The sequence below is a fragment of the Paraburkholderia sp. J67 genome (assembly GCF_905220265.1).
Lineage (GTDB): Bacteria > Pseudomonadota > Gammaproteobacteria > Burkholderiales > Burkholderiaceae > Paraburkholderia.
This window is the reverse complement of record NZ_CAJMZK010000006.1, coordinates 105,051-125,888: the sequence shown is the minus strand read 5'-3', so window position 1 is coordinate 125,888 and position 20,838 is coordinate 105,051. Positions and strand designations below refer to the sequence as shown.

16 protein-coding genes are annotated in these 20,838 nt (G+C 64.4%); 11 read left to right on the top strand and 5 right to left on the bottom strand.

The genetic code is table 11. From position 1 onward, the window contains the following. Window positions 1-17: 17 nt before the first annotated feature. Window positions 18-1,724: a ShlB/FhaC/HecB family hemolysin secretion/activation protein gene (locus U5782_RS14025; RefSeq protein WP_322044430.1), complete on the top strand. Its 1,707-nt coding sequence runs from the start codon at window positions 18-20 to the stop codon at window positions 1,722-1,724. 21 nt (window positions 1,725-1,745) lie between these two features. Here the strand turns inward: U5782_RS14025 and U5782_RS14020 are convergent, their stop codons facing one another. Continuing rightward, a complete protein-coding gene (locus U5782_RS14020) occupies window positions 1,746-2,510 on the bottom strand; it encodes a hypothetical protein (protein WP_322044429.1) in 765 nt (254 codons plus the stop codon). A gap of 366 nt (window positions 2,511-2,876) precedes the next feature. Between U5782_RS14020 and U5782_RS14015 the strand changes: the two genes are divergently transcribed. Continuing rightward, window positions 2,877-3,527 (top strand): response regulator transcription factor, encoded by a 651-nt coding sequence (locus U5782_RS14015; protein WP_322044428.1) that lies wholly within the window; start codon window positions 2,877-2,879, stop codon window positions 3,525-3,527. Between the two features lie 133 nt (window positions 3,528-3,660). After that, on the top strand, window positions 3,661-5,499 hold the full coding sequence (locus U5782_RS14010; protein ID WP_322044427.1) for an ATP-binding protein: 1,839 nt from the start codon (window positions 3,661-3,663) through the stop codon (window positions 5,497-5,499). Window positions 5,500-5,528: 29 nt separating this feature from the next. On the opposite strand, the gene U5782_RS14005 is transcribed toward U5782_RS14010, so the two are convergent. The 3 genes from U5782_RS14005 to U5782_RS13995 are packed head-to-tail and all read right to left on the bottom strand — an operon-like array spanning window position 5,529 to window position 7,357. Next, window positions 5,529-6,041, bottom strand: coding sequence for a hypothetical protein (locus U5782_RS14005; RefSeq protein WP_322044426.1), 513 nt, complete (start codon window positions 6,039-6,041; stop codon window positions 5,529-5,531). Between the two features lie 19 nt (window positions 6,042-6,060). Further along, a complete protein-coding gene (locus tag U5782_RS14000; protein ID WP_322044425.1) occupies window positions 6,061-6,570 on the bottom strand; it encodes a hypothetical protein in 510 nt (169 codons plus the stop codon). Window positions 6,571-6,574: 4 nt separating this feature from the next. Beyond that, the gene (locus tag U5782_RS13995; RefSeq protein WP_322044424.1) at window positions 6,575-7,357 is read right to left on the bottom strand and encodes a DUF2092 domain-containing protein; all 783 of its coding nucleotides are present in this window, start codon (window positions 7,355-7,357) and stop codon (window positions 6,575-6,577) included. Between the two features lie 411 nt (window positions 7,358-7,768). On the opposite strand from U5782_RS13995, the gene U5782_RS13990 reads away from it, so the two are divergent. Next, on the top strand, window positions 7,769-8,104 hold the full coding sequence (locus tag U5782_RS13990) for a response regulator (protein ID WP_322044668.1): 336 nt from the start codon (window positions 7,769-7,771) through the stop codon (window positions 8,102-8,104). Window positions 8,105-8,183: 79 nt separating this feature from the next. Here the strand turns inward: U5782_RS13990 and U5782_RS13985 are convergent, their stop codons facing one another. Beyond that, window positions 8,184-9,596 (bottom strand): DUF2252 domain-containing protein, encoded by a 1,413-nt coding sequence (locus tag U5782_RS13985; protein ID WP_322044423.1) that lies wholly within the window; start codon window positions 9,594-9,596, stop codon window positions 8,184-8,186. 385 nt (window positions 9,597-9,981) lie between these two features. Here U5782_RS13985 and U5782_RS13980 point away from each other — a divergent pair, with 385 nt between their 5' ends. The 7 genes from U5782_RS13980 to U5782_RS13950 all read left to right on the top strand — a co-directional run bounded on the left by U5782_RS13980 (window position 9,982) and on the right by U5782_RS13950 (window position 20,777). Then, complete coding sequence (locus tag U5782_RS13980) at window positions 9,982-10,935, top strand: hypothetical protein (protein WP_415914326.1); 954 nt, start codon at window positions 9,982-9,984, stop codon at window positions 10,933-10,935. 214 nt (window positions 10,936-11,149) lie between these two features. Next, on the top strand, window positions 11,150-12,184 hold the full coding sequence (locus tag U5782_RS13975; protein WP_322044421.1) for a transporter substrate-binding domain-containing protein: 1,035 nt from the start codon (window positions 11,150-11,152) through the stop codon (window positions 12,182-12,184). Between the two features lie 296 nt (window positions 12,185-12,480). Continuing rightward, window positions 12,481-14,403, top strand: a complete 1,923-nt coding sequence (locus U5782_RS13970) for an SPFH domain-containing protein (protein ID WP_322044420.1) — start codon at window positions 12,481-12,483, stop codon at window positions 14,401-14,403. Between the two features lie 42 nt (window positions 14,404-14,445). After that, on the top strand, window positions 14,446-15,486 hold the full coding sequence (locus U5782_RS13965; RefSeq protein ID WP_322044419.1) for a protease modulator HflC: 1,041 nt from the start codon (window positions 14,446-14,448) through the stop codon (window positions 15,484-15,486). Continuing rightward, on the top strand, window positions 15,483-16,616 hold the full coding sequence (locus U5782_RS13960; protein ID WP_322044418.1) for an SPFH domain-containing protein: 1,134 nt from the start codon (window positions 15,483-15,485) through the stop codon (window positions 16,614-16,616). Before U5782_RS13965 ends, U5782_RS13960 begins: the two co-directional genes overlap by 4 nt. Then, on the top strand, window positions 16,613-18,736 hold the full coding sequence (locus U5782_RS13955) for a cation-translocating P-type ATPase (protein WP_322044417.1): 2,124 nt from the start codon (window positions 16,613-16,615) through the stop codon (window positions 18,734-18,736). The genes U5782_RS13960 and U5782_RS13955 overlap by 4 nt, the downstream gene beginning before the upstream one ends. 67 nt (window positions 18,737-18,803) lie before the next feature. Then, entirely contained in the window at window positions 18,804-20,777 is a 1,974-nt protein-coding gene (locus U5782_RS13950; RefSeq protein ID WP_322044416.1) for an alkyl/aryl-sulfatase, read from the top strand. Window positions 20,778-20,838 lie beyond the last annotated feature (61 nt).

Below are 20,838 nucleotides of genomic sequence, written 5' to 3'. Positions count from 1 at the left end.
TCTTCCGAACCGCGACCATGATCGAGATGCGCTCGAAACGCCTGCGTAGAACCCGGATCTGTCTTGCCATCGCCTTCGCCGCCGCATCGCTTGCCGCGCATGCCCAGGTGCGGGCCACGGCGCCCGCGAACAGCGGCAGCGGCCAGTTGCTCCAGCAGGTGCCGCAGCCTTCGGTGCAGCCGCCTGCCTCGAATCTCGACCTCACGATCCAGCCTTCGAAGAACGAACCGGCCGACAACACGAAGACGTTTCCCGTGCGCACGATCGAGATCACCGGCAATACGCAACTGCCCACCGACCTGCTGCATGCCGTGGTGGCGGCGAGCGAAGGCCGCGACCTCACGCTCGCCGATCTGAACGCGCTGGCCGATCGCATCAGCGACGTCTATCACGAGCATGGCTTTCCGCTTGCGACCGCCTACGTGCCCGCGCAGACGATCGACGGCGGCGTGGTGCGCATCGACGTGGCGGAGGCGCGCTACGGCGCGGTGTCGATGAACAACCAGAGCAACGTGTCGGATCGCGTGCTCGGCAACACGCTGGCGGCGCTGCAAACGGGGCAGCCCGTGAGCGAATTCGAACTCGAACGCACGCTTCTGCTGATGCAGGACATTCCCGGCGCGGTGGTCGCCTCGACGCTGCGGCCGGGACAGCAGGTGGGCACCTCGGATCTGCTCGTGGACGTGACGCCGCAGCAACGTGTGACCGGTGACGCCGGCGTGGACAATTTCGGCGACCCGTATAGCGGGCGCGTGCGCGGCAGCGGCAACCTGAACATCAACGGGCTGTTCAATCAGGGCGATCTGCTCGACTTCAGCGCGCTGACCTCGGGCCACGGCATGACCTACGGGCGCATGGACTACCGCTATCTGCTCAACGGCCAGGGCACGACGCTGGGCGCGACGGTGTCGGGGCTCGACTATCACCTCGGCAGCGATCTCTCCGATCTGGAGGCGCACGGTTCGGCCTTCGTGGGCGGCGTGGTGCTCGCGCAGCCGCTGATACGCAATACGCGTGGCAATCTCTACGGTCAGGTCGAATACGATTTCCGCCGCCTGAACGACAACATCGACGTGATCGGGCTGCAGAACGACCGCCACACGAACAGCGTGACGACCACGCTGGCGGGCGACGAACTCGATTCACGCGGCGTCGTCAACGCGCGGCTCGCCGTGACCTATGGGGTGCTCGCCGCCAACAACCTGCAAACCGATATCGTCGACCAGCTGGGCGCCGATACCGCGGGGCACTATGTCAAGCTATCCTTATCGTTGTCGCGCCTGCAGCAACTTACGCGGCACGATGCGCTGTACCTGGGCTTTTCCGGCCAGACGGCGAACAAGAATCTCGACACCTCGGAGCAGTTCTATCTGGGCGGCCCGGACAGCGTGCGGGGTTACGACGTGGGCGTGCTGTCGGGCTCGCGCGGCTATCTCGCGACCTTCGAGTACCGGCACGACGCAACCTTCCAGTCGATCCCCGGCATCTGGCAGTTTTCGGCCTTCGTCGATACCGGCTGGGTGCAGCAGTACAAGGACGTATTCCTGAGCGGACCCAACACCGGGCAGTTGAGCAGCGCCGGCTTTGGCGTGCAATGGAATGGACCGTACAAGCTGCTCATCACGGCAAGCGTTGCTTTTCCGTTCGGCCGTGTGCCAGAGATACTCAGCGCCAGCGCCAATACGTCCGTGCACTGCTGGCTGCAATTGCGCAAGGCTTTCTAGCGCCAGCAGTGCGTTTGCGTGTCACGGTGAAAACGATTGCTGGAGGCTGATGAGGTTGAGCGGCGCCACGCGGATGAGACCGCCGCGCGGGCTGTCGATATCGGCGATCAGCGAAAGCGAGAGCGAGACGGTAAACGGCAGCACGAACAGCAGCACGCGGCGCCCGCCGCCCGCCCGCACGCCGTAGCCCTGCATCAGGTTACTGAAAAAGGCGATCACGATCATCAGCCCCCATGCCGAGAGCGGAATGCGGTTGAGCCAGGCCGCCTGCGTGTAGCCCTGGGTGTTAAGTACGTCGTTCATTCCCGCCACCGCGAGCGCCGTCACGGGGTTGGGCTGGGCGAGGGCGGCGTCGCGCACGGTTGCCCACAGGCGCCCTTGAAGATCCGCCGTCTTGCGGTTGTTGTCTTCGAGCTCGCGCGCATCGCGCGTCGTGTAGTAGTCAATGCGCACCTGTAGATACTGGGCCAATAGCGGCTTGATCGTTGCGGCGCCCTGTGCTCCGATCAGGTCGGCGCGCACATATTCCGTGCCGATCGCGTTGGCTTCTTCCTCTTCGTAGTTCTTGCGCTGGTCATAGCGGCTCACCGCCATCGACAGCGTGAAGCCGATCAGCAGCGCGAGCAGCGTGAGCGTGGCGCCCTGCACGATATTGAAGTTCTCGCGCGCTTCCTCGGAAAGCGGCGAAATCCTGTGCAAGACGAGCGCGCCGAGCGACGCAGCGAGCGAGAGCAGTACGACCAGCACAACGAAGAGAACGAGCGGGTGATGGATGAGCGCTGTCATAGAGGTTTCCGGATGTCATTCGTTATTAATCGTTCTTTGAAGGAATTTACACCATCACGGACAACCCATAGCTAAAGCCTGATTTAAATCGAATTTCTCAAAGTGTGGATGAAATTCAATTGGCATGTTTGAAAACGAATTAACTGTTAAGCATTCATTTCAGACGAAATGGCAACTCTGAAAGCCCTATGCGCGGTATTCGGACAGCCAGACTCCATCATTTCAATTAACTTGCTATAAAGCATCTCATCTGCACACAGTCCCCGAGGGTCGAGGGAGGGGCGCGAAAAGAGAAAACAACGTGCGAATGCGTGGTGGACTGCAGACCTCTGTCCGGTTTCGTTTATTGAAACAATGGAGTAAACCGTGAGCGAATCTGCAAACAAACTGGTTCATGTGGTCGATGACGATGCGTCCATGAGAAGGGCGCTCGGTAGAGTGCTCAATCATTCCGGCTATTTAGTCAAGGAATACGCGTCGGTGGGGGATTTCCTCGTGAGCGATCCCCACGACTGGACCGGCTGTCTCCTGCTCGATCTGGTGCTGGGCGGCCCGAGCGGTCTCGAATTGCAGCAGGTGTTGTCGCGCCAGGCTCGCGCGCTCCCGATCGTCTTCATGAGCGCGTACGGCGACATACCGCAAACCGTGCAGGCCATGAAAGCCGGTGCGGTGGATTTTCTCGTCAAGCCCATCGAGCGCGACGCCTTGCTGGATGCGCTGGCGATGGCCTTCGATCTTGCAGGCGCGGCGGGCGCTGTGGAGTCAGCGAGCGCCCCGGGTCACGCCGTGCTGATCGCCGAGCCGTCCAACGACGCGATCGCGTACGACCTGGGCGAGCGGGAAAAATGCGTGCTTCGCGGCATCGTCGCAGGCCGGCGCAACAAGCAGATCGCGGCCGATCTGGGACTCTCCGAGCGAACCATCAAGACTTGCCGCGCCGGGTTGATGCGCAAGTTCGGTGCGCTTTCGCTGGCCGATCTGGTGCGTCACGCGCAGACACTCGCTTACGCGGCATAGCGCGCTGGCCGCAGAGCGGCCGCGCTTTCTTCGAACCACAGGGCGTGTTTATGGGCGGTCACGAGACGGGCTGTGTGCAGGGTTCCGGCTGGGTTGGGGTGTGATGAGAGGAGCGAGGGGATACAGGCGCCTGATGGGCGCCTGGCTGCGCGCGGGCGTGCTCGTGCTGTGGAGCATGGGCGCGTCTGGTGCGTCGGCACCGCCGCCTGCGCACGTCGTGTTGCTGACGGGATTCGATCCCGTGCAGCCGGCCGCGCACGTCCAGATCAACGCGCTGCGCAGTTCGCTCGCGGCGGCGTTTTCCCGGGGCGCCGAGGTCGATCTGGACGTGCTCGACGGCTCGGGCTTTGGCGTCGACGATTTGATGCCGGACTTTCTCGCGTTGACGAAAAAGAAGTACGCCCATCAACGTGTCGATCTCGTGGTGGGGCTGGGCAGTCACGCGGCGGATTTCGCGTCCGCCTACCACACGCAGATCTGGCCAGGCGCGCCCGTCCTGCTGTCGGCCGTGCCGGACGAATGGTTTGCGCAGCACCCCGTGCCCGCGAATTTTGCGCACGTGCCATTCGATGTCGATAGCGTGAAGACGCTTGATATCGCCGAGGCGTTACAACCCGACGCGCGAAGACTGGTCGTCGTGAGCGGAGCGGGTGCAGCGGATAGCACCCAGTCGGATCGCGTCGTGAAGGCGGCGGCTGCGCGCCGCTTGCGCTGGCCGTCCGTCGAAGCCTGGCAAGGGCTGACCTTGCGTGATCTGCAGGCGCGGCTCGCCACGCTCGATCTTCACACGGCCGTGATCTATACGACCCAGCATCGCGACCGGGAAGGCAGGCGCTATTTTCCCTACCAGCTCGTCGCGCCGATGGTCGCCGCTTCGCACGCCCCCATCTACGGCCTGTTCTCCCTCTATATCGAGCAGGGCGCGGTGGCAGGCGCGGCTTATGACTTCGCTGAGAACGGCCGTTTGACGGCCGACGCAGCGCTCACGATCCTGCGCGATGGCGGTCCCGTGGACAAGCTCAAATTCGCGGCTTGGCCTGCTCGCTGCATGGCTAACGTGGCGCAACTCGAACGCTATGGCCTTGCCGTCGATGCACTGCCGCCCGATTGCCAGTTGCGCAATCTGCCGCGCTCCGTGTTCCGCGAATACCGTGGCGTGGCGTTGAGCGCACTGGTCGTGCTGTTGGCGCAGGGCGCCACGATTCTCGCCTTGCTCGCGCAGCGCCGTACGCGCCGGCGTGCGCAAGCCGAGGCCGTCGCGCGCCGCAGCGAACTCGCGCGGGCCGCGCGCTTTGCCACCGTGGGCGAGTTGAGCGCGTCGATTGCGCATGAGGTCGGGCAACCGCTCGGCGCGATCCTGAGCAACGCCGACGCCGCCGAACTGCTGGTGAAAGCCTCGCGTGTCGATCACGCGGAACTGGAGGAGATCCTCTCCGACGTCAAACGCGACGCGCTTCGCGCCAACGAAGTGGTGCAGCGCCTGCGCGCATTGCTGCAAAAGCAGGGCGTGACGTTCGCGGCGCTGCCGCTCGACGCCACCCTGCGCTGTGCGCTCACGCTTGTCGAACCCGAGGCGAGGCGCCGCAATATCACGGTCGATACGCGCTTTGGCGCCGAACAGGTGGAGGTGATGGGCGACCGTGTGCAACTCCAGCAGGTCGTGCTCAATCTCGCCATCAACGCAATGGACGCTATGCACGATACGGAGCCCGGGCGCCGCGTGCTCACGCTCGAATCGGTGCTGCTCGCGCATGGGGTCGAGTTCAGCGTGACCGATCGTGGGGCCGGCATCGATGCGGCGCTCGCGCACCGCCTGTTCGAGCCGTTCTATACCACCAAGCCGCATGGGATGGGGCTCGGGCTTTCGATTGTGCGCTCGATTGTGGAAGCGCATCGCGGACGCGTGAGCATCGCATCGCGCGAAGGCGGCGCGACATCGTTTGTGGTGTGGCTGCCGCGCGGCACGCATTGAGTGTGTCGATCTGCGTGCCGATGCGGCGTTCAACCTTGCCGTGGAGGAAGCGGCCCGAAGAACATGCGCTTGAGCGTGGTTTTACCGAGCGCACGGGCAAGTTCGGCGATCACGCAGTAGTTGAAAATCAACGTGACGAGCAGAATCTGCACGGCCCAGAAACGCGGCCAACTGATATGGGCGAGCAACGCCTGATTCGCTGCCCCGAAGCTGCCTGCCTCTTTCCAGAAGTCATACAGCCGCTCCAGGTAGTGAATGACGAGTGCGACGATCGCGTACATCAGCGTTTTCCAGGCAACGTTCCAGACGAGGGGCTTATCGGGGAAGCGATTGATGAAGGGCAGCATGTCGGCAAGCAGCACGGACTTGCCGAGAATCAGCGATGAAATCAGCACCGACGCCGTGGTCTCGGTCGAGATGCCGGCCTCCCGGACCATGAGCGCGCGAATCAGCGCGACGATGTGAAGAATGATGAAAAAGAAGATCGTAGGCGGCAGGACCTTGATGAACTCTTCCTTGATCTTTTCGACAACCGCGCTCATGGTGCCCTCCTGTCCCGAATCAGTATGGCGCGTTGACCACTACGTACTGCGAACCTTGTGGCTGATACCACGTACTGCCGCATTGCTGGTACACCATGCCCCGATAGTTGACAGGCGCACAGTTGGGCGGCACGGAGCGCACGATCGAGCCCACCACGGCGGACGTCACGCCCACTGCCGCGGTGACCGCAGCGGCCGTGGCGACCGGATGGTAATCGTCGTCCCAGCCGCCGTGGTGATAGTCGTTGTGCACATCCACATTGACATTGCGGTTCACGTTGACGTTGCGGTTGACGTTGTTGACGCTCGTGTTGCGCACGTTGCGTGTGCGGTCGTCGGCGCGCGCGCTGTTGATCTGAGCGCCGCCACGCGGGCCGCCGCCGGCTGGGCGTTGCATCGCGGCGTGGCCGCCGCCGCCACCACCGCCGCGGCCCACTGCGTTTGCACTGGGCGCATGCGACACGGCGAGACCTACGATCAGGATGGCCGGAAGGAAGAGGGCGCGATGGCGCTGAAACGGGATCTTCATGGGCCTACCCCTTGTTCGTTGCGACAGGGACGAACTCGATCTTCTTCGCGCCCGACGGTGGTTTGAAGGTGAATATCGCGTCCCTGAAATCGGGGCGGGTTGTCCAGTTGATGATCGAAACGGATTGCGGACGTGCGTCGTCGTCGCGGCGCGTGATCACCAGTTTGCGCGGCAACGGATGCGCGCCGGCGGCGATCCAGATCTGCCAGTCGAGATCCTTCTGGCGGAATGCATAGTGATCGCAAAGATCGTTTTCCACATAGTCTTCGCCGGCGAACATCGCCGACTCGAACTGATCGACCGGCGCGGCGGGCGTGCCCCAGATAAACAGGTCGGCGAGCGGGAACTCCACGCCATAGTGCTCATGCAGGCGATCGATCAACGCTCCGATGGTGCCGTCGAAGGCCACCGTCGAATAGTAGCGCTGGGTAGGCGTATAGAGCGTGACCGATTTGCCGTCGTAGAGGATTTCGCGATTGCTGCGCGCACTCGTCATGATGGCGCGAATGCGGTTGGGACGGTCCACGTCGAGATCGGCGCTGGCTGAATGCTGGAGTTTCTGGCCGTCTTCGAGCACGCGTTCGCCGGTCAACTCGGTCGATACGCTAAAACGCTTGAGCGACTGCAAATACGTGCCCATTTTCTTGAGCGCTTCGACAGCCGACGGGTCCACGGCCGGTGCCGCGCTGCTGGCGGCCTGCGGTGCGGAAGCCGCGCCTTGCGCGTGAGCCTGGGGCGCCGCGAGCGTTGCTGTGAGGATCGCAATGCATAAAGCCCTTCTCTTCATCGTATTCTCCCGGTGCGCGAGCGAGGGGGATGAGAACGCACATTGATGCTTTAAGCGGTCTTGCTTGAGTGCGAAGTGGAGTGCGTAGCGGAGTGCGAAGTGCCGTTGCTGTGCGTAATGTAGTGGCCAGCGCGCCGAAAGGAAAGACGTTTGCCCGATTTTGCCCAAAAGGGAAATGCGATTGCCCCGAGTCCCTATGGATGTCTCGCCGCATTCAGGCAAGACTGGGTGAATACAGCAAACGTAAGGTGCCGCCACGCGGCTCGTAAGCGCGAGCGCCGGCGACGCGTGGTAAGCAAATGTCTTGTGGCGACAGGGCGTGGCACCACGGCGTCACTGCGTCGGCAAGAGTCGCATAACGCTGAGCTAACGAACGCTGGGCGGATGATGGATGGAAACGGCGAGTTGATCGTGATTATCGAGGACGACGCGGGATTGCGACGCGCTGTCGAGCGTCTGTTGCGTTTATCGGGATTCAGCACGCAGGCATTTAACAGTGCAGAAGATCCCGATGCCGCACAGTGGGCGTCGTCTGCGCGCTGCCTGATTATCGACGTGCAATTGCCTGGTGTGTCGGGGCTCGCGTTCTATGAATCACTGCCATTAGCGCGTCCACCGGCGATCTTCGTGACGGCCTTCGACGGAGCGGCCACCCGGCAGGCGGTCGCCAACGCGGGCGGCCTGATCCTGCTGGCCAAGCCATTTCTCGGGCGGGATTTGCTCGGCGCAGTGCGTAGCGCGCTTTAGCGCTTAGTGTGCGGAGCCAACGCGGTCGTGTTTGTCACGACCGCGCTGCACGGCAGGCACGTACGAAGGCAGCGGCCGCTCAGATGCGGAAATCCGCAGCCATGTCCTCGTCGGTGCGCGCCTCGAGTTTGCCTGAGCGGCAGGCGCGCATGAATACATCGTAGTCTTTATTATTTTGCTCGGCATAGGCGAAGGCGTACTCGGTGAGCGCGTCGGAAAAACGCTCGCCGTTGCCAAGATACGAGGCGATTTCCACCGACTTGCCGCCCGCTTTCGCATGCGCCCGGGCCAGCGCCCAGCCGCAGATGCGCGCATAGCCCTGCATGATCGTGTTGCTCATGCGCTCCACTTCAGCCGATACCTTCATGTCGCGCAATTGCCGGAAGTAGAATTCGCGGCCTGCGGGGCCGGTGGTCCAGCCGAGGAACGCGTCGCTGGCGGCTTGCAGCAGGCGCTGTCCGGAGACAACGCGCTGACCTTGATGGGGAATCGGTTGCGAAGCGAAGTAGCGCGCGATGACCGACTCGCGCGCCTCTTTCACCTGGAGAAAGAGCGGCGCGCCGTGGCTGTCCACGAACAGCATCACGAGACAGAAGGTGCCCACGCTGCCAACCCCAACGACCTTGAACGCCACGTCCTGGAGCTGGAACTGGCCGATCAGCGCCTGGCGATCCGCCGGCAGGGTACGCAGATATTCGTCGAAAGCGGCGGCGAGCTTGCCTTCCCAGGCCTTCTTGTCGGTCCACGCTTCTTCCTTGCCGAGCAAGGTATTGGGTCCGCCGGGATGGAACAGCGCGGGCGGTGCGTCCTGAAGCATCCAGCGGCCGTTTTCCTGAACCGCCATTTTGGCGAGCATGCTTTCGTTGGTCCGCGTGGCGGCCTTTTCTTTGGTCTTGAGCAACAGGCGCCGTCCTTCGTCGGTGGCAGCCGTGTCGATCATGCGCTCGAACGTGACGATGTCGTGCCAGAGATCGAGCGTGCTGCATTCGGAATACGCATGCATGCGGTCGCGATATTCGTGCGCGACCGTCGCCACGAAATCGGCGATAGGACCGCGGCTGATGCCCATGTGCTGCCCCGCGATCACGAAGCTGGCGGCAAGGCGTTTGACATCCCATTCCCACGGCCCGGGCGCCACTTCGTCGAAGTCGTTGAGATCGAAGATCAGTTGTCGTTCGGGCGTGGCGAAGCCGCCGAAATTCGACAAATGGGCATCGCCGCAAATCGGAAAGGTGATGCCGGTGTTGACCGTTCCCGCGAGATCGTGGGCCTGGATAATCGCGCTGCCGCGATAAAACGTGAACGGTGAGACGCCCATGCGGCCGTATCGAAGCGGAACGAGCGCGCTCACGCGGCCGGCGCTGTTTTGCTTGAGCAACTCGACCGGGTCCCGGTTCGTGTCGCCAATTTCGGCGTGCTGGGAGCGCCTCGCGCGCTCGCGTGCCTCACGCCCGATTTCCTGCCGCCGAGCCAGCGTTTCGATTTCTGCCATGATGTGCTCCGCTATGTCGTTCGGAACGTCGATCTGCGTTGGACCCTCGATGAGGGCATCCGTGCGATTCAGTCTAGCACCCGGATTTCGCGTGTCATTCCAGTCTGAGCTTGCCTTGTAGAGTGTCGTTCAGGGCGCGATCGCAATCGATAGGGAGTTAGGGCAATTCGATTGCCCTTTGGGGCAATTCGGGGCAATGGCCTTTTAATCGCCACACGCGGTTGTTACATTACGCAGTTGCAGATGGCCACAGCGGGCCACGACGGCAAGCTCGCAGCCCTCGTGAAACTGGTGTCCGGGCAGAGTGCGAAGGGCGCGCCACCGGACTAAAAGGATGAGCATGCAAAAGCTATCCGACGATGTCTCTCAACGCCGTCCCGGCAGAATGGCCCCGTTTCTTGCTAGCGTCGTGCTGGTGGCGCTTGTGCAGTGCTTCGTGGCGATCGAAGCGTGCGCGCAGAGTACGCCGGTCTGGACCGGGCCGGACGTTCAGAAACGTGCGAACGGCGTACTGGCGATGCTGTCGTTTACCGTCACGCCGGATCTGTCGGCAAGCTCGCTCGGTATCCGCAACGGCGCGACCGGCGATCCCTCGCTCAACATGACCCAGGTGGGCGGCGGCTTCACGCTGAGCCCGAGCTTTCCGCTTTATCTGGAAGGGGCGATTGGCGGATCGCGCTACGATCCCACCTTCGTGGTCTCGGACGGGCAGGAGCAGCGCGCGCTGCCCACACGCTGGACGAACGTGGCGGCGACCGGCGGTATTGGCTGGGATTTCCCGCTCAACGAAAAGAAAGACCTGGTCATTCGGCCCATCTTCAATTTTTCTCTGGGCGAAGTCCTGAGCGACGCGAGCGCGGCGCAGTTCCTGATCAACCGAAAAACCGACAGCAATATCGACTTTATTCGTGACGGCTCGATGAGCGCTTACGGCCTCGGCGGCTCGTTGATGATCGGCTGGTATCCTCGTAAGGAACCCTATGAATTCGATCTCGAGTTGCGCTACACGGATATCTATCTCCAGAGCTTTGGCTCGTCGAGCGCCGTGCGCGGTTCGGCCAATGCTGAATCGACCAACCTCTACGCGCGCTGGCGTGCGCCCACCGGCTTGCTGGTGTTTCATCGGCCGTTGCGCTACGTGCTCGAACTTTCGCATTCGACCTATCTGGGCAGCCAGGCCGATATTCTCGGCTTCAATCAATTGACGTCGCTGGGCGCGGGCCTCGAAATCGATACCGGAGCGATCACGAAGCTGTTCTCGCGTCTGCGCATCGTGGCGCGCTATGCTTTTGGCAAGGACATCACGGGCGCATCGCTGGGGCTCGCGCTCAGCTTCTGATCGCGCGCGCGGCAACCCGCAACGTTGCACGCCGGCCGGTTCATGGGTTCCCTGCGTATTCAATGCGGTCTCGGGAGAAAGGGCGATGCGCAAGCCAGGTGTGAGGCAGTTTTTTCTGGCTTTGCTGTTCGTGTTGGCGGTGCTCATTGTGCCCGCAGCAGCGGCTGCCGCTAGTGATGCGGCAAGTGCGGTGGCAAGTGACGCGGCAAGTAAGGTGGCAAGTAAGGTGGCAAGCGCCACGCCAGACGCGCAAGGCCAGCTACGCGTGGCGATCGCACCGGTCGCGCCTTTCGTGATCCCGCAGACCGCCACGCCCGAAGGCTTCAGCATCGACATCTGGAACGAAATCGCCCGACGCATGCATGTCGATTTCGTCTGGCGTCCGCTCGCTACGCAAGCGGAATTGCTTCGCACGCTCCAGCATGGCGATGCCGATGTCGCCATCGCCGCGATCACCATGACGCCGGAGCGCGAGAAGACGGTTGATTTTTCGCTGCCGTATTTCGATTCCGGCCTGCAAATCATGGTGCGCGCGCAAAACGACAGCTCGGTGATGGCCCTGCTGCAATCCGTGCCCTGGCTCGCCATTGCGCAACTCGTGGCGATCACGATCGGCATCGTCTTTATTCTCGCCAACCTTGTGTGGCTGATGGAGCGCAAGCGCGACGCCAATTTCCAGAAGCCTTACTGGCGCTCGATTGGCGAGGGCATCTGGGTCACCATGCTGATTATCGCCACGGGCGAGCATGGCGAGCGCGAGACGCCGGGGCTCTTCAAGCGCGTACTGGTGCCGACCATGTGGCTGATTGGCGTGCTGCTGATTGCGCAACTCACCGCCACGGTCACGTCGTCGCAGACCGTGGCGCGTCTGCAATCGACCATACGGGGTCCAGACGATTTACCCGGCAAGAAGATCGGCACGGTGCCCGACACCGTCGCGGCGCAATATCTCACGCAACGCGGCTTGCCGTTTGTCGATGTGACGAATGCCAATGACGGATTCCGCATGCTCATGAATGGCGACGTGCAGGCCATCGTCTACGACGCACCAACCTTGCAGTACTGGGCGGCACGGCGCGGTAACGGGACGGTGAGCGTCGTGGGAGCGGTGTTCCGTCCCGAGAAATACGGCATCGCCGTTGCGAACGGCAGTCCGCTGCGCAAGTCCCTCAATGAAGCGCTGCTCGCCATGTATGAGGATGGCACCTACGAGCAGATCTACGGCAAGTGGTTCTCGCAGGCCAGGTAGCCCCGCGCCTTCGCGAGTCCTCGCACGCCTGGGCGCCGCGTCGAATACAAATTGCCCGAAAGGGCAATGCGCTTTGCCCCAAGTCCCTATGGCGGCGTCCAACACGTCAGAAGATACTCGATCGCAGTAGACAGGATCGCGCTCGTCGATTTGCAATCGGGCGGCGCTCACGGCGAGCGCCTCGCTCGTGAGTGCATTCACTTCGGCATGCTGAGCATGTAAGCGCTGAGCGCGATAGCGGTAGACAGCGTCGCTTGACAACGACTCCGGGCCACTCGAGGCAACACACTTGCGAAATGGGTAACGGATATTCTGGCGGTAGCGCTCGCGCGCCACTCGCGCAACCGTATTGGCAGATCGCAGGCGCAGGCCTGCTGCTCGCCTGCGCGCTGGCGTGCTGCCTTTTCCTGCGCACGAGCTGGGCCGAGTTGCGATGGACCGCACCGCTTGCCGCCACGGCTGTCAACGTCATGCTCGTTGCGCTGGGTTGCCAGATGGCTGGCAGGAGCGGCAGCCGTGCGGATCACGCATCGTCGGCGCGTCAGGCGCGTCCCACGAGCTGGAATCCGTTCAGGCGAGTGTGGTGGCGCGCGATGGCCGTATGGACGTGGGGCGGCTTGCGCGCTGTGCGCTGGTGGCCCTGGTGCGTTCTGGCGGGCGCGCTGGTTTCGTTGCTGTTGTGTGTGGCCACAACGTTCGTATTCGACCGGCACGCAGCGGCGGCTGGTTCGCAGGTCCGCAATGTCATGACGCTGGCGTGCGGCGCCGCACTCGCCCTGGCTTTCGTCACGCTGGTGTTCGAGCGCGGGGTCGCGACGCGGGCGGCGCTGCATCATGCCGATGCCGTTCTGTCCGGCGCATTGCGCATCGCGCTCGTCGTCGCGCTGGCCTGTGCGGGCAGTGCTGCGCTTTACCTCTGGCGAAGCGTCGATAGCCGCTGGCTGGCGATCGCGATGGCCTTGCTCACGGCGCTGGTCGCGGGCGAATACGCGTTGCGCGCGATGCTCGCCTGGTTCACGCCGCCTCGCGCGTCGGCCTCTGCGGTCGCGCTCGTGGACAGTGTGGTCGTGCAATGGCTCATGCGTCCGCCCGCTTCACCGGCCGAACTTCGCGAATCGCTGCGCAAGCGCTTCGGCATCGACCTGCGCCAGAGCTGGGTCGTGCATAGCACGCTGCGCATGCTGCCTGCCGCGGGCGTGGCGCTCGTGGCGGCAGGCTGGCTTTTGAGCGGCGTCACGATCCTGCAACCCGAACAGCGCGCGGTCTATGAACGTTTCGGCGCGCCGGCCGCCGTCTGGCAACCGGGGCTGCATGTCGGGCTGCCCTGGCCCTTCGGCCGCGCGCGCGAACTCGACAACGGCGCGGTGCATCAGATCGTGGTCTCGGATATTGCCGACAACGCCGCTAACGCCGATAACGCGAGTGTCGCCGCGCCGTTGATCTCCGCCGACGCTCGCGCGCCCGAGCAACTCGACCGGCTCTGGGATGTCGCGCATCCGTGGGAAACGAGCCAGGTGATCGCGGGGGCCAATGCACAGCAGCAGAATTTCGAAATCGTCAGTGCCGACGTGCGACTCGACTACCGCATCGGTGCGAGCGACGCTGCGGCACGGGCTGCGCTCTATCGCGCCACCGATGTGCCCGCTGTGGTGCGCTCGATTGCGAATCGCGAGATCGTTCGTTATCTGGCCTCGCACACGCTCGAAGCCCTCGTCGAAGCACGCCAGACCGTAATTGCTGATGCGATTCGCCACGCGACGCAGCAGCAACTCGACCGGCTCGGCAGTGGCATCGAGGTGGTGGCGGTGGTGATCGAAAGCGTGCACCCGCCGGCTGGCGCGTCGGCTGCGTGGCACGGCGTGCAGGCTGCGCAGATCCGCACGGCGGCGAGCGTGGCCGAGGCGCACGGACTCGCGGCGACGCTCGTGGGCACCGCGCGGGAGCAGGCCCAGGCCCGCGTGGCCGAGGCCAATGCGAATGCGGCGGAAACGCTCTCGGCCGCGCATATCCAGCAGACGACGTTCAACGCGGATATCGCCGCCCAGCAAGCCGGCGGCCCCGCGTTTGCCTTCGAGTACTACCTGCGCAATCTGCAGCAGGGCTTGCAGAACGCCAACCTGACGGTGATCGACGATCGCCTCGTGAGCGACAAGCGCGCGACGATCGACCTGCGCTCGTTCAATACCGGCGACGCCGCTGGCGCGAAGCGGCTGTATTGATCGGCTGAATTGATAGGGTGTCCTGATCTTGAGGAGCAGACCTTGAGCGGTTCACATCTTCACATGCATCATGGCCACGCACACCACCATCACGGCGACCACGACGAGAGCCGCGCGAGTGGCGGCGGGCGCGGCTTTGGCTGGCGCGTGGCGCTCGCGGTGCTGTGCGTGCTGGTTGCCGTGGCGATTGCGAGCGTCGTGCAGGTGCACGAAGGCGAGGCCGCCGTGGTCACGCGCTTTGGCGAGCCGGTGCGTGTGGTGCTCGACCCCGGGCTCGCGTGGCGGCTGCCCGCGCCGATCGAAACCGCGGTGCCGGTCGATCTGCGCCTGCACACGACGTCGAGCGGGCTGCAGGACGTGGGTACGCGCGACGGCCTGCGCATCCTCGTGCAGGCCTACGTGGCGTGGCGCGTGCCCGATAACGCGGCCGACGTGGGCCACTTCGTGCGCGCCGTGCGCAACGAACCCGACGAAGCGGCGCGCCAGATCCGCTCGCTGCTCGGCTCGGCACTGCAAACCATCACGTCGGGCTTCGATCTCTCGGCGCTCGTCAACACCGATGCGAACGACGTGAAGCTCGAAGCCTATGAGGACGAACTGCGCCGCCAGATCGACGCGCAGCTTTACGCGACCTACGGCGTTCACGCCGTTCAGGTCGGACTAGAACGCCTGACGCTGCCCGCCGCGACCTTGTCCGCCACGGTCGAGCGCATGCGCGCCGAACGCGAGACAGTCGCGGCGCAACGCACGGCACAGGGCAAGCTCGAAGCCGCGCAGGTGCGCTCCGATGCCGATCGCGACGCGCGCGTCGCCGTGGCCGATGCCAGCGCGCAGGCCGCCGGCATCGAAGCGCAATCGCGGCGCGACGCCGCCGCGATCTATGGCAAGAGCTACGCGGGCAATCCGCAGCTCTACACGATGCTGCGCTCGCTCGATACGCTGTCCACCGTCGTGAACGGCAACACGAATCTGATCGTGCGCACCGATGCTGCGCCGTTCCGCGTGCTCGTGCAGGGGCCTGCCGGGCTCGATGCCGTGACCGCACCGTCCACTGCGCCGTCCACCGCGCGCCGTCGGCCATGAGCACGCTCGCCTCGACATCGCCGCGCTCGAGCCCAGGCACCCAGGCGGTGCGGGCCGCGTTCTGGTTCGTTGCCGCGCTCACGGTGCTCGCCGCGCTGGCGTGGATGTTCTCGAATGTCCAACGCGTGCCGCCCGACAGTCAGGCGGTCGTCATGCGCTTTGGCAAGTTCGTGCGCATTCAGGGCGCGGGCCTGCTCGTCGCGTGGCCGCGGCCGTTCGAAACTGTCGTGCTGTTGCCCGGACCCGCGCGCGTGCTGGAACAGCGCATCGCGTCGCTCGATCGCGATGCGCGCGCCCGTGCGCTCGATCCCGCACCCAACGCGCCGCCCACCGATACCACCTTGCCATTCAACGACATGTCTTCCTGGGGCTTTCATCCGGACGCGGCGATGGGAACCAACGGCTCGCCGCTCTCCGACGCGCTCGCGGGCTCAGGCTACGTGCTCACCGGCGACGACGCGGTCGTGCAACTCGGCGCGACGCTCTATTACCGCGTCAGTTCTCCTTACGATTACGTATTGCAGCAGGCGCTCCTCGCTCCCGCCATCGAGCGCCTCACGGCTTCGGCGGTCGCGGAGGTGGGCGCATCGCGCGATCTCGATACGATTCTCGTCGCGCGGCCCGAACTGCTGGCCGCCGATACGCAAATGGCGGCGCGCCGCGAGCGCCTGCGCGACGACATCGCGCGTGCGATCGAGCGCCGGCTGCACGCGCTCGAAGCGCGGCATGCGGGGCTTGGCATCGAGGTCTCGCGCATCGATGTGCAGGCAACGGTGCCGGCGGCGGCCGTCGACGCGTTCAACTCGGTGCTCAGCTCGCTGCAAAGCGCCGAACGCGCGGTGGCCGACGCCCGCACGGCCGCGGAGACGACGCGTCAGGAGGCCCAGCAGCACGCCGACCAGATCGTGCAAAGCGCGCAGGCCAGTGCGACGGAACGCGTGACGCGGGCGCAGACCGAAACGCAGACGATCCTGCAACTGGAAGCGCCGCTGGGCGCGAACAGCGACCAGGGGCTGCTGGCGAGAGCGTATCGCGACCGCATCCAGCAGATTCTTTCGAAAGCGGGCCATGTCACGACGATCGACCCTTACGACACGTCGAGTCTCGTGCTGCCGGGGAAGGCGCCATGAATGCCAATGTGGAAGCGCTGACGCGCGCGCATGAACACCATCATGACCATGCCCACGGCGCGCATGACGGCCATGCTCATGACGTGAGCCGCAAGCCGGTGCAGCCTGCGAGCGAGGCGGCCGCGCCCGATATCGCGGACTTGCCCGGCGTTGCGTTGGCGCCCGAGGAGCGCGCCGCCATTTCGCGGCGCATCGTTCTTGCGCTCGCGGCCGCTGGCCTGCTACTGCTTTCGCTGTTGTGCCGTTACGTCACGGTGCAAGGTGCGCCGCTCGCCGATGTGCTGGCCGGTCTCGCGTCGTTGCTCGTCGCCGGGCCGGTTTTCGCGGGCGCGTGGCATAGCCTGCGGCACCCGAGTCTGCATGGCGTGACCGATCGGCTGATCGCGCTGGCCATGCTCGCGGCCTGGGCGACCGGCGATATGGCCACGGCGGCGCTGCTGCCCGTCGTGATGACGTTCGGGCACGCACTCGAAGAGCGCAGCGTGCTCGGTTCGCAGGAAGCGATCCGCGCGCTGACGAAACTGGCTGCCACGCGCGCGATGCGCGTGCGCCCCGATGGCGGTGTCGAGGACGTGGCCGTCGAAGCGCTGGAACGCGGCGACGTGCTCGAAGTCGCGGCTGGCGCGCGCATTCCCACCGACGGCGTGGTGAGAGGCGGTCGTTCGGCGGTCGACAACAGCCCGATCACCGGCGAATCGCTGCCGCTCGAAGTCGCGGCGGGCGACGCGGTCTATGGCGGCGCAATGAATATCGAGGGCGCCTTGCGCGTGGAAGTGACCGAGGTTGGCGAGCATTCGACGCTGGGCAAGATCGTCGAGTTGCTAGCGCACGCCGAACGTGCGAAGCCGCCCATCACGGAAGCGCTCGAACGCTACATGGGCGGCTACCTCGCGCTCGTGCTGCTGGGCGCGGCGCTCGTCTGGTTCGTCTCCGAGAACGCCTCGGCGATGCTCGCCGTCATCGTGGCGGCTTGCCCGTGCGCGCTCGTGCTCGCCGCGCCCGCCACCGCCATCGCAGGTATCGCCGTGGGCGCGCGGCACGGGCTGCTGCTGCGCAATGCTGCGTTTCTCGACCGCGTGGCCGATCTCGATTCGCTCATCATCGACAAGACCGGCACGCTCACGCATGGCGAACTGCGCGTGGTCGATGTGGTGTTGCAGCCGGGCGTCGATGCATCGCGTGCGTTGTCGCTCGCCGCGCGACTGGGGCGGGGCAGTGCCCATCCTGTGAGCCGCGCGTTGAGTGCATACGCGCGCGAACGCGGCCATCAGCCGGATCAACCCGACGCCCACGAAGCGATTCGCGAGTGGCGCGGCCTGGGCATCACCGCCCAGACGCCCGAGGGCCTGGCGGTGCTCGGCCGCGATGCGCTGCTGCGCAAGCATGTGGGCGAGTTCGCGTTACCCGGGTTACGTCACGAAGGTTCCGTGGCCGGCATTGCGCTCGACGGGCGGCTGCTGGCGTGGTTCGTTTTCGCGGATGCGCTGCGCGCCGAAGCGCCCGAAGCGCTGGCCGAACTGCGCGCGCTCGGCATCGTGCGTCAAACGCTGTTGTCCGGCGACCGCGAGGCGGTCGCGCACGCGGTGGCGGCAAGCGTGGGCATCGACCAGGTGATCGCCGATGCGTTGCCGCACGACAAGCTCGAATTCGTCAAACAGGAACTGGCGCAAGGCCGCCATCCGCTCGTGGTGGGCGATGGCGTCAACGACGTGCTGGCCATCAAGGCCGGGGCGACGAGCATTGCGATTGGTGGCCGGGGCGTGGATATCGCTGTGGCGTCCGCCGACGTCGTCCTGCTCGGCGACGATCTGCGGCGCATTCCGGCCTGCGTGAAGCTCGGACGCCGCTGCCGGCGCACGGCGGCGGTCAACGCCATGATCGGCGTGGCCTGGACCGCGGCGGTCATTGCCATCGCGGCACTCGGTCTGGCTTCAGCGGTATGGATCGCAGTGCTACATAACATCGGCACGTTTATCGTGCTGGCCAATGCCGGGCGCCTCTTGAGGATCGCCGAACCCGGCCACGCGTACACCGTTTCTTCCGATGACCGGACGGAGGAAATTGCTCAGCGCCCGCCCTGCGAGGCGCCGGGCAACGAGCCGCCGCCACGCGGCGTTTGAGGTTCGATTGTCGGCAATCCATCCAGCAACGATGTTCAACACCCGAGATCACCACGTGAGGTCGACCATGAAAGCCCGCTTTCTCCTGCCACTCGTTGCCGTTCCGCTGTGCCTTGGCGCCACGCTTGCCGCCGAAACCAACAAGGACGCGACGCCCGCCACGCAGCAGGCGAATGCCGATCTGCTCAAAACCTTGCCGATGAGCGATCGTCAGGACTACGAAGACGCGAAGCGCGGCTTCATCGCCACGCTGCCGAACATTGACGTCAAGACGCCCGACGGCAAGACCGTCTGGACCCTCGACGGCTATCAGTTCCTCCAGGCCCAGAACGCGCCGGCGTCGATCAACCCGAGCCTTTGGCGCAACGCCCAGTTGAACATGAACAACGGCCTGTTCAAGGTCACCGACGGCATCTACCAGATTCGCGGCTTCGACTTGTCCGACATGACGATCGTCGAGTCCAACAACGGCATCATCGTGATCGACCCGCTCATCTCGACCGAAGTGGCGAAGGCCGGTCTCGACCTGTATTACCAGCATCGGCCGAAGAAGCCGGTCGTGGCCGTGATCTACACGCACAGCCACGTCGATCACTACGGCGGCGTGAAGGGCGTGGTGAGCGAGGCGGATGTCAAATCCGGCAAGGTGAAGATCTACGCACCGGAAGGCTTCCTGGAAGAGGCGGTGAGCGAAAACGTCTTCGCGGGCAACGCCATGAGCCGCCGCGCCATCTACATGTATGGGTCGCTGCTGCCGCGCAGCGACAAGGGGCAGATTGACGGCGGCCTTGGCAAGACGACGTCGAACGGCACCGTCACCCTGATTCCGCCGACCGACATCATCAAGAAGACCGGCGAAAAGCGCACCATCGACGGTCTCGATGTCGTGTTCCAGATGGCGCCCGGCACCGAAGCCCCGGCGGAAATGCTGTTCTATTTCCCGAAGTATCACGCGCTATGCGCGGCCGAAGACGCCACGCACACGCTGCACAATCTCTACACGCTGCGCGGGGCGCAGGTGCGCGACGCCAACAAGTGGTGGCAGGCGCTCGATACGACCATCGACATGTTCGGGCCGCAGGTGCAGGTGGTGTTTGCTTCGCACCACTGGCCGATGTGGGATAACGCGCGCATCAACGACTATTTGTCGAAGCAGCGCGATACCTACAAGTATGTGCACGACCAGTCGCTGCGACTGCTCAACATGGGCTATACGATGGATGAGATCGGCGACATGGTGAAGCTGCCGCCGAGCCTCGACAAGGAGTGGTACAACCACGGCTACTACGGCACGGTCGTGCACGATGCCAAGGCGGTTTATCAGCGCTATATGGGCTGGTACAGCGGCAATCCGGCCGACCTGCACCCGCTGCCGCCGGTGGATACCGCCAAGCGCACGATGGACTTCATGGGCGGCGTGCCGGCGGTTACGAAGAAGGCGCGCGATGCCTATGCGAAGGGCGATTATCGCTGGGTGGCGCAGGTCATGAATCTGGCGGTGTATGCCGAGCCGGATAACCAGGAGGCGAAGAATCTCGAAGCCGATGCGCTCGAGCAACTGGGCTACCAGTCGGAAGCCGGACCGTGGCGCGACGTCTATCTGATGGGCGCGTATGAGTTGCGCAACGGCATCCCGAAGGTGCCGGCGGTGCAGACCGCGAGTCCCGATACGATCCGCGCCATGTCGCCGGAAATGGCGCTGGAATTCCTCTCGATGCATATCGACGGGGAGAAGGCGGATGGAAAGACGATTTCGGTGAACTGGGTCTTCCCCGATATTCACAAGCAGTACGCCGTGCGGCTGGAGAACTCCGTGCTCGTCTATAACGAGGGCAAGCAGATCCAGAACGCCGATGTGACGCTTTCGCTGCCGAAGTCGAGCCTCGACAACATCATGCTGCACCAGACCAATCTCGACAAGGAAGTGCAGGCCGGGCGCGCGAAGGTGGATGGCGATCGCGGCAAGATCACCGAACTCCTGTCGCTGACCGACAGCTTCAACCCGCTGTTCCCGATCGTCACGCCGCGGCCGGCGCCGTAAGCGCGTGAACGTGTGAGCCTGTGAACAGGACGACGGCCGTGCTGCCCGCGAGGGCGGCACG

Coding starts and splice junctions, on each gene's coding strand:
- U5782_RS14025 (WP_322044430.1), top strand. CDS start 18: ATGATCGAGATGCGCTCGAAACGCCTGCGTAGAACCCGGATCTGTCTT.
- U5782_RS14020 (WP_322044429.1), bottom strand. CDS start 2,510: ATGACAGCGCTCATCCATCACCCGCTCGTTCTCTTCGTTGTGCTGGTC.
- U5782_RS14010 (WP_322044427.1), top strand. CDS start 3,661: ATGGGCGCCTGGCTGCGCGCGGGCGTGCTCGTGCTGTGGAGCATGGGC.
- U5782_RS14005 (WP_322044426.1), bottom strand. CDS start 6,041: ATGAGCGCGGTTGTCGAAAAGATCAAGGAAGAGTTCATCAAGGTCCTG.
- U5782_RS14000 (WP_322044425.1), bottom strand. CDS start 6,570: ATGAAGATCCCGTTTCAGCGCCATCGCGCCCTCTTCCTTCCGGCCATC.
- U5782_RS13995 (WP_322044424.1), bottom strand. CDS start 7,357: ATGAAGAGAAGGGCTTTATGCATTGCGATCCTCACAGCAACGCTCGCG.
- U5782_RS13985 (WP_322044423.1), bottom strand. CDS start 9,596: ATGGCAGAAATCGAAACGCTGGCTCGGCGGCAGGAAATCGGGCGTGAG.
- U5782_RS13980 (WP_415914326.1), top strand. CDS start 9,982: ATGGCCCCGTTTCTTGCTAGCGTCGTGCTGGTGGCGCTTGTGCAGTGC.
- U5782_RS13970 (WP_322044420.1), top strand. CDS start 12,481: ATGGGTAACGGATATTCTGGCGGTAGCGCTCGCGCGCCACTCGCGCAA.
- U5782_RS13960 (WP_322044418.1), top strand. CDS start 15,483: ATGAGCACGCTCGCCTCGACATCGCCGCGCTCGAGCCCAGGCACCCAG.
- U5782_RS13955 (WP_322044417.1), top strand. CDS start 16,613: ATGAATGCCAATGTGGAAGCGCTGACGCGCGCGCATGAACACCATCAT.
- U5782_RS13950 (WP_322044416.1), top strand. CDS start 18,804: ATGAAAGCCCGCTTTCTCCTGCCACTCGTTGCCGTTCCGCTGTGCCTT.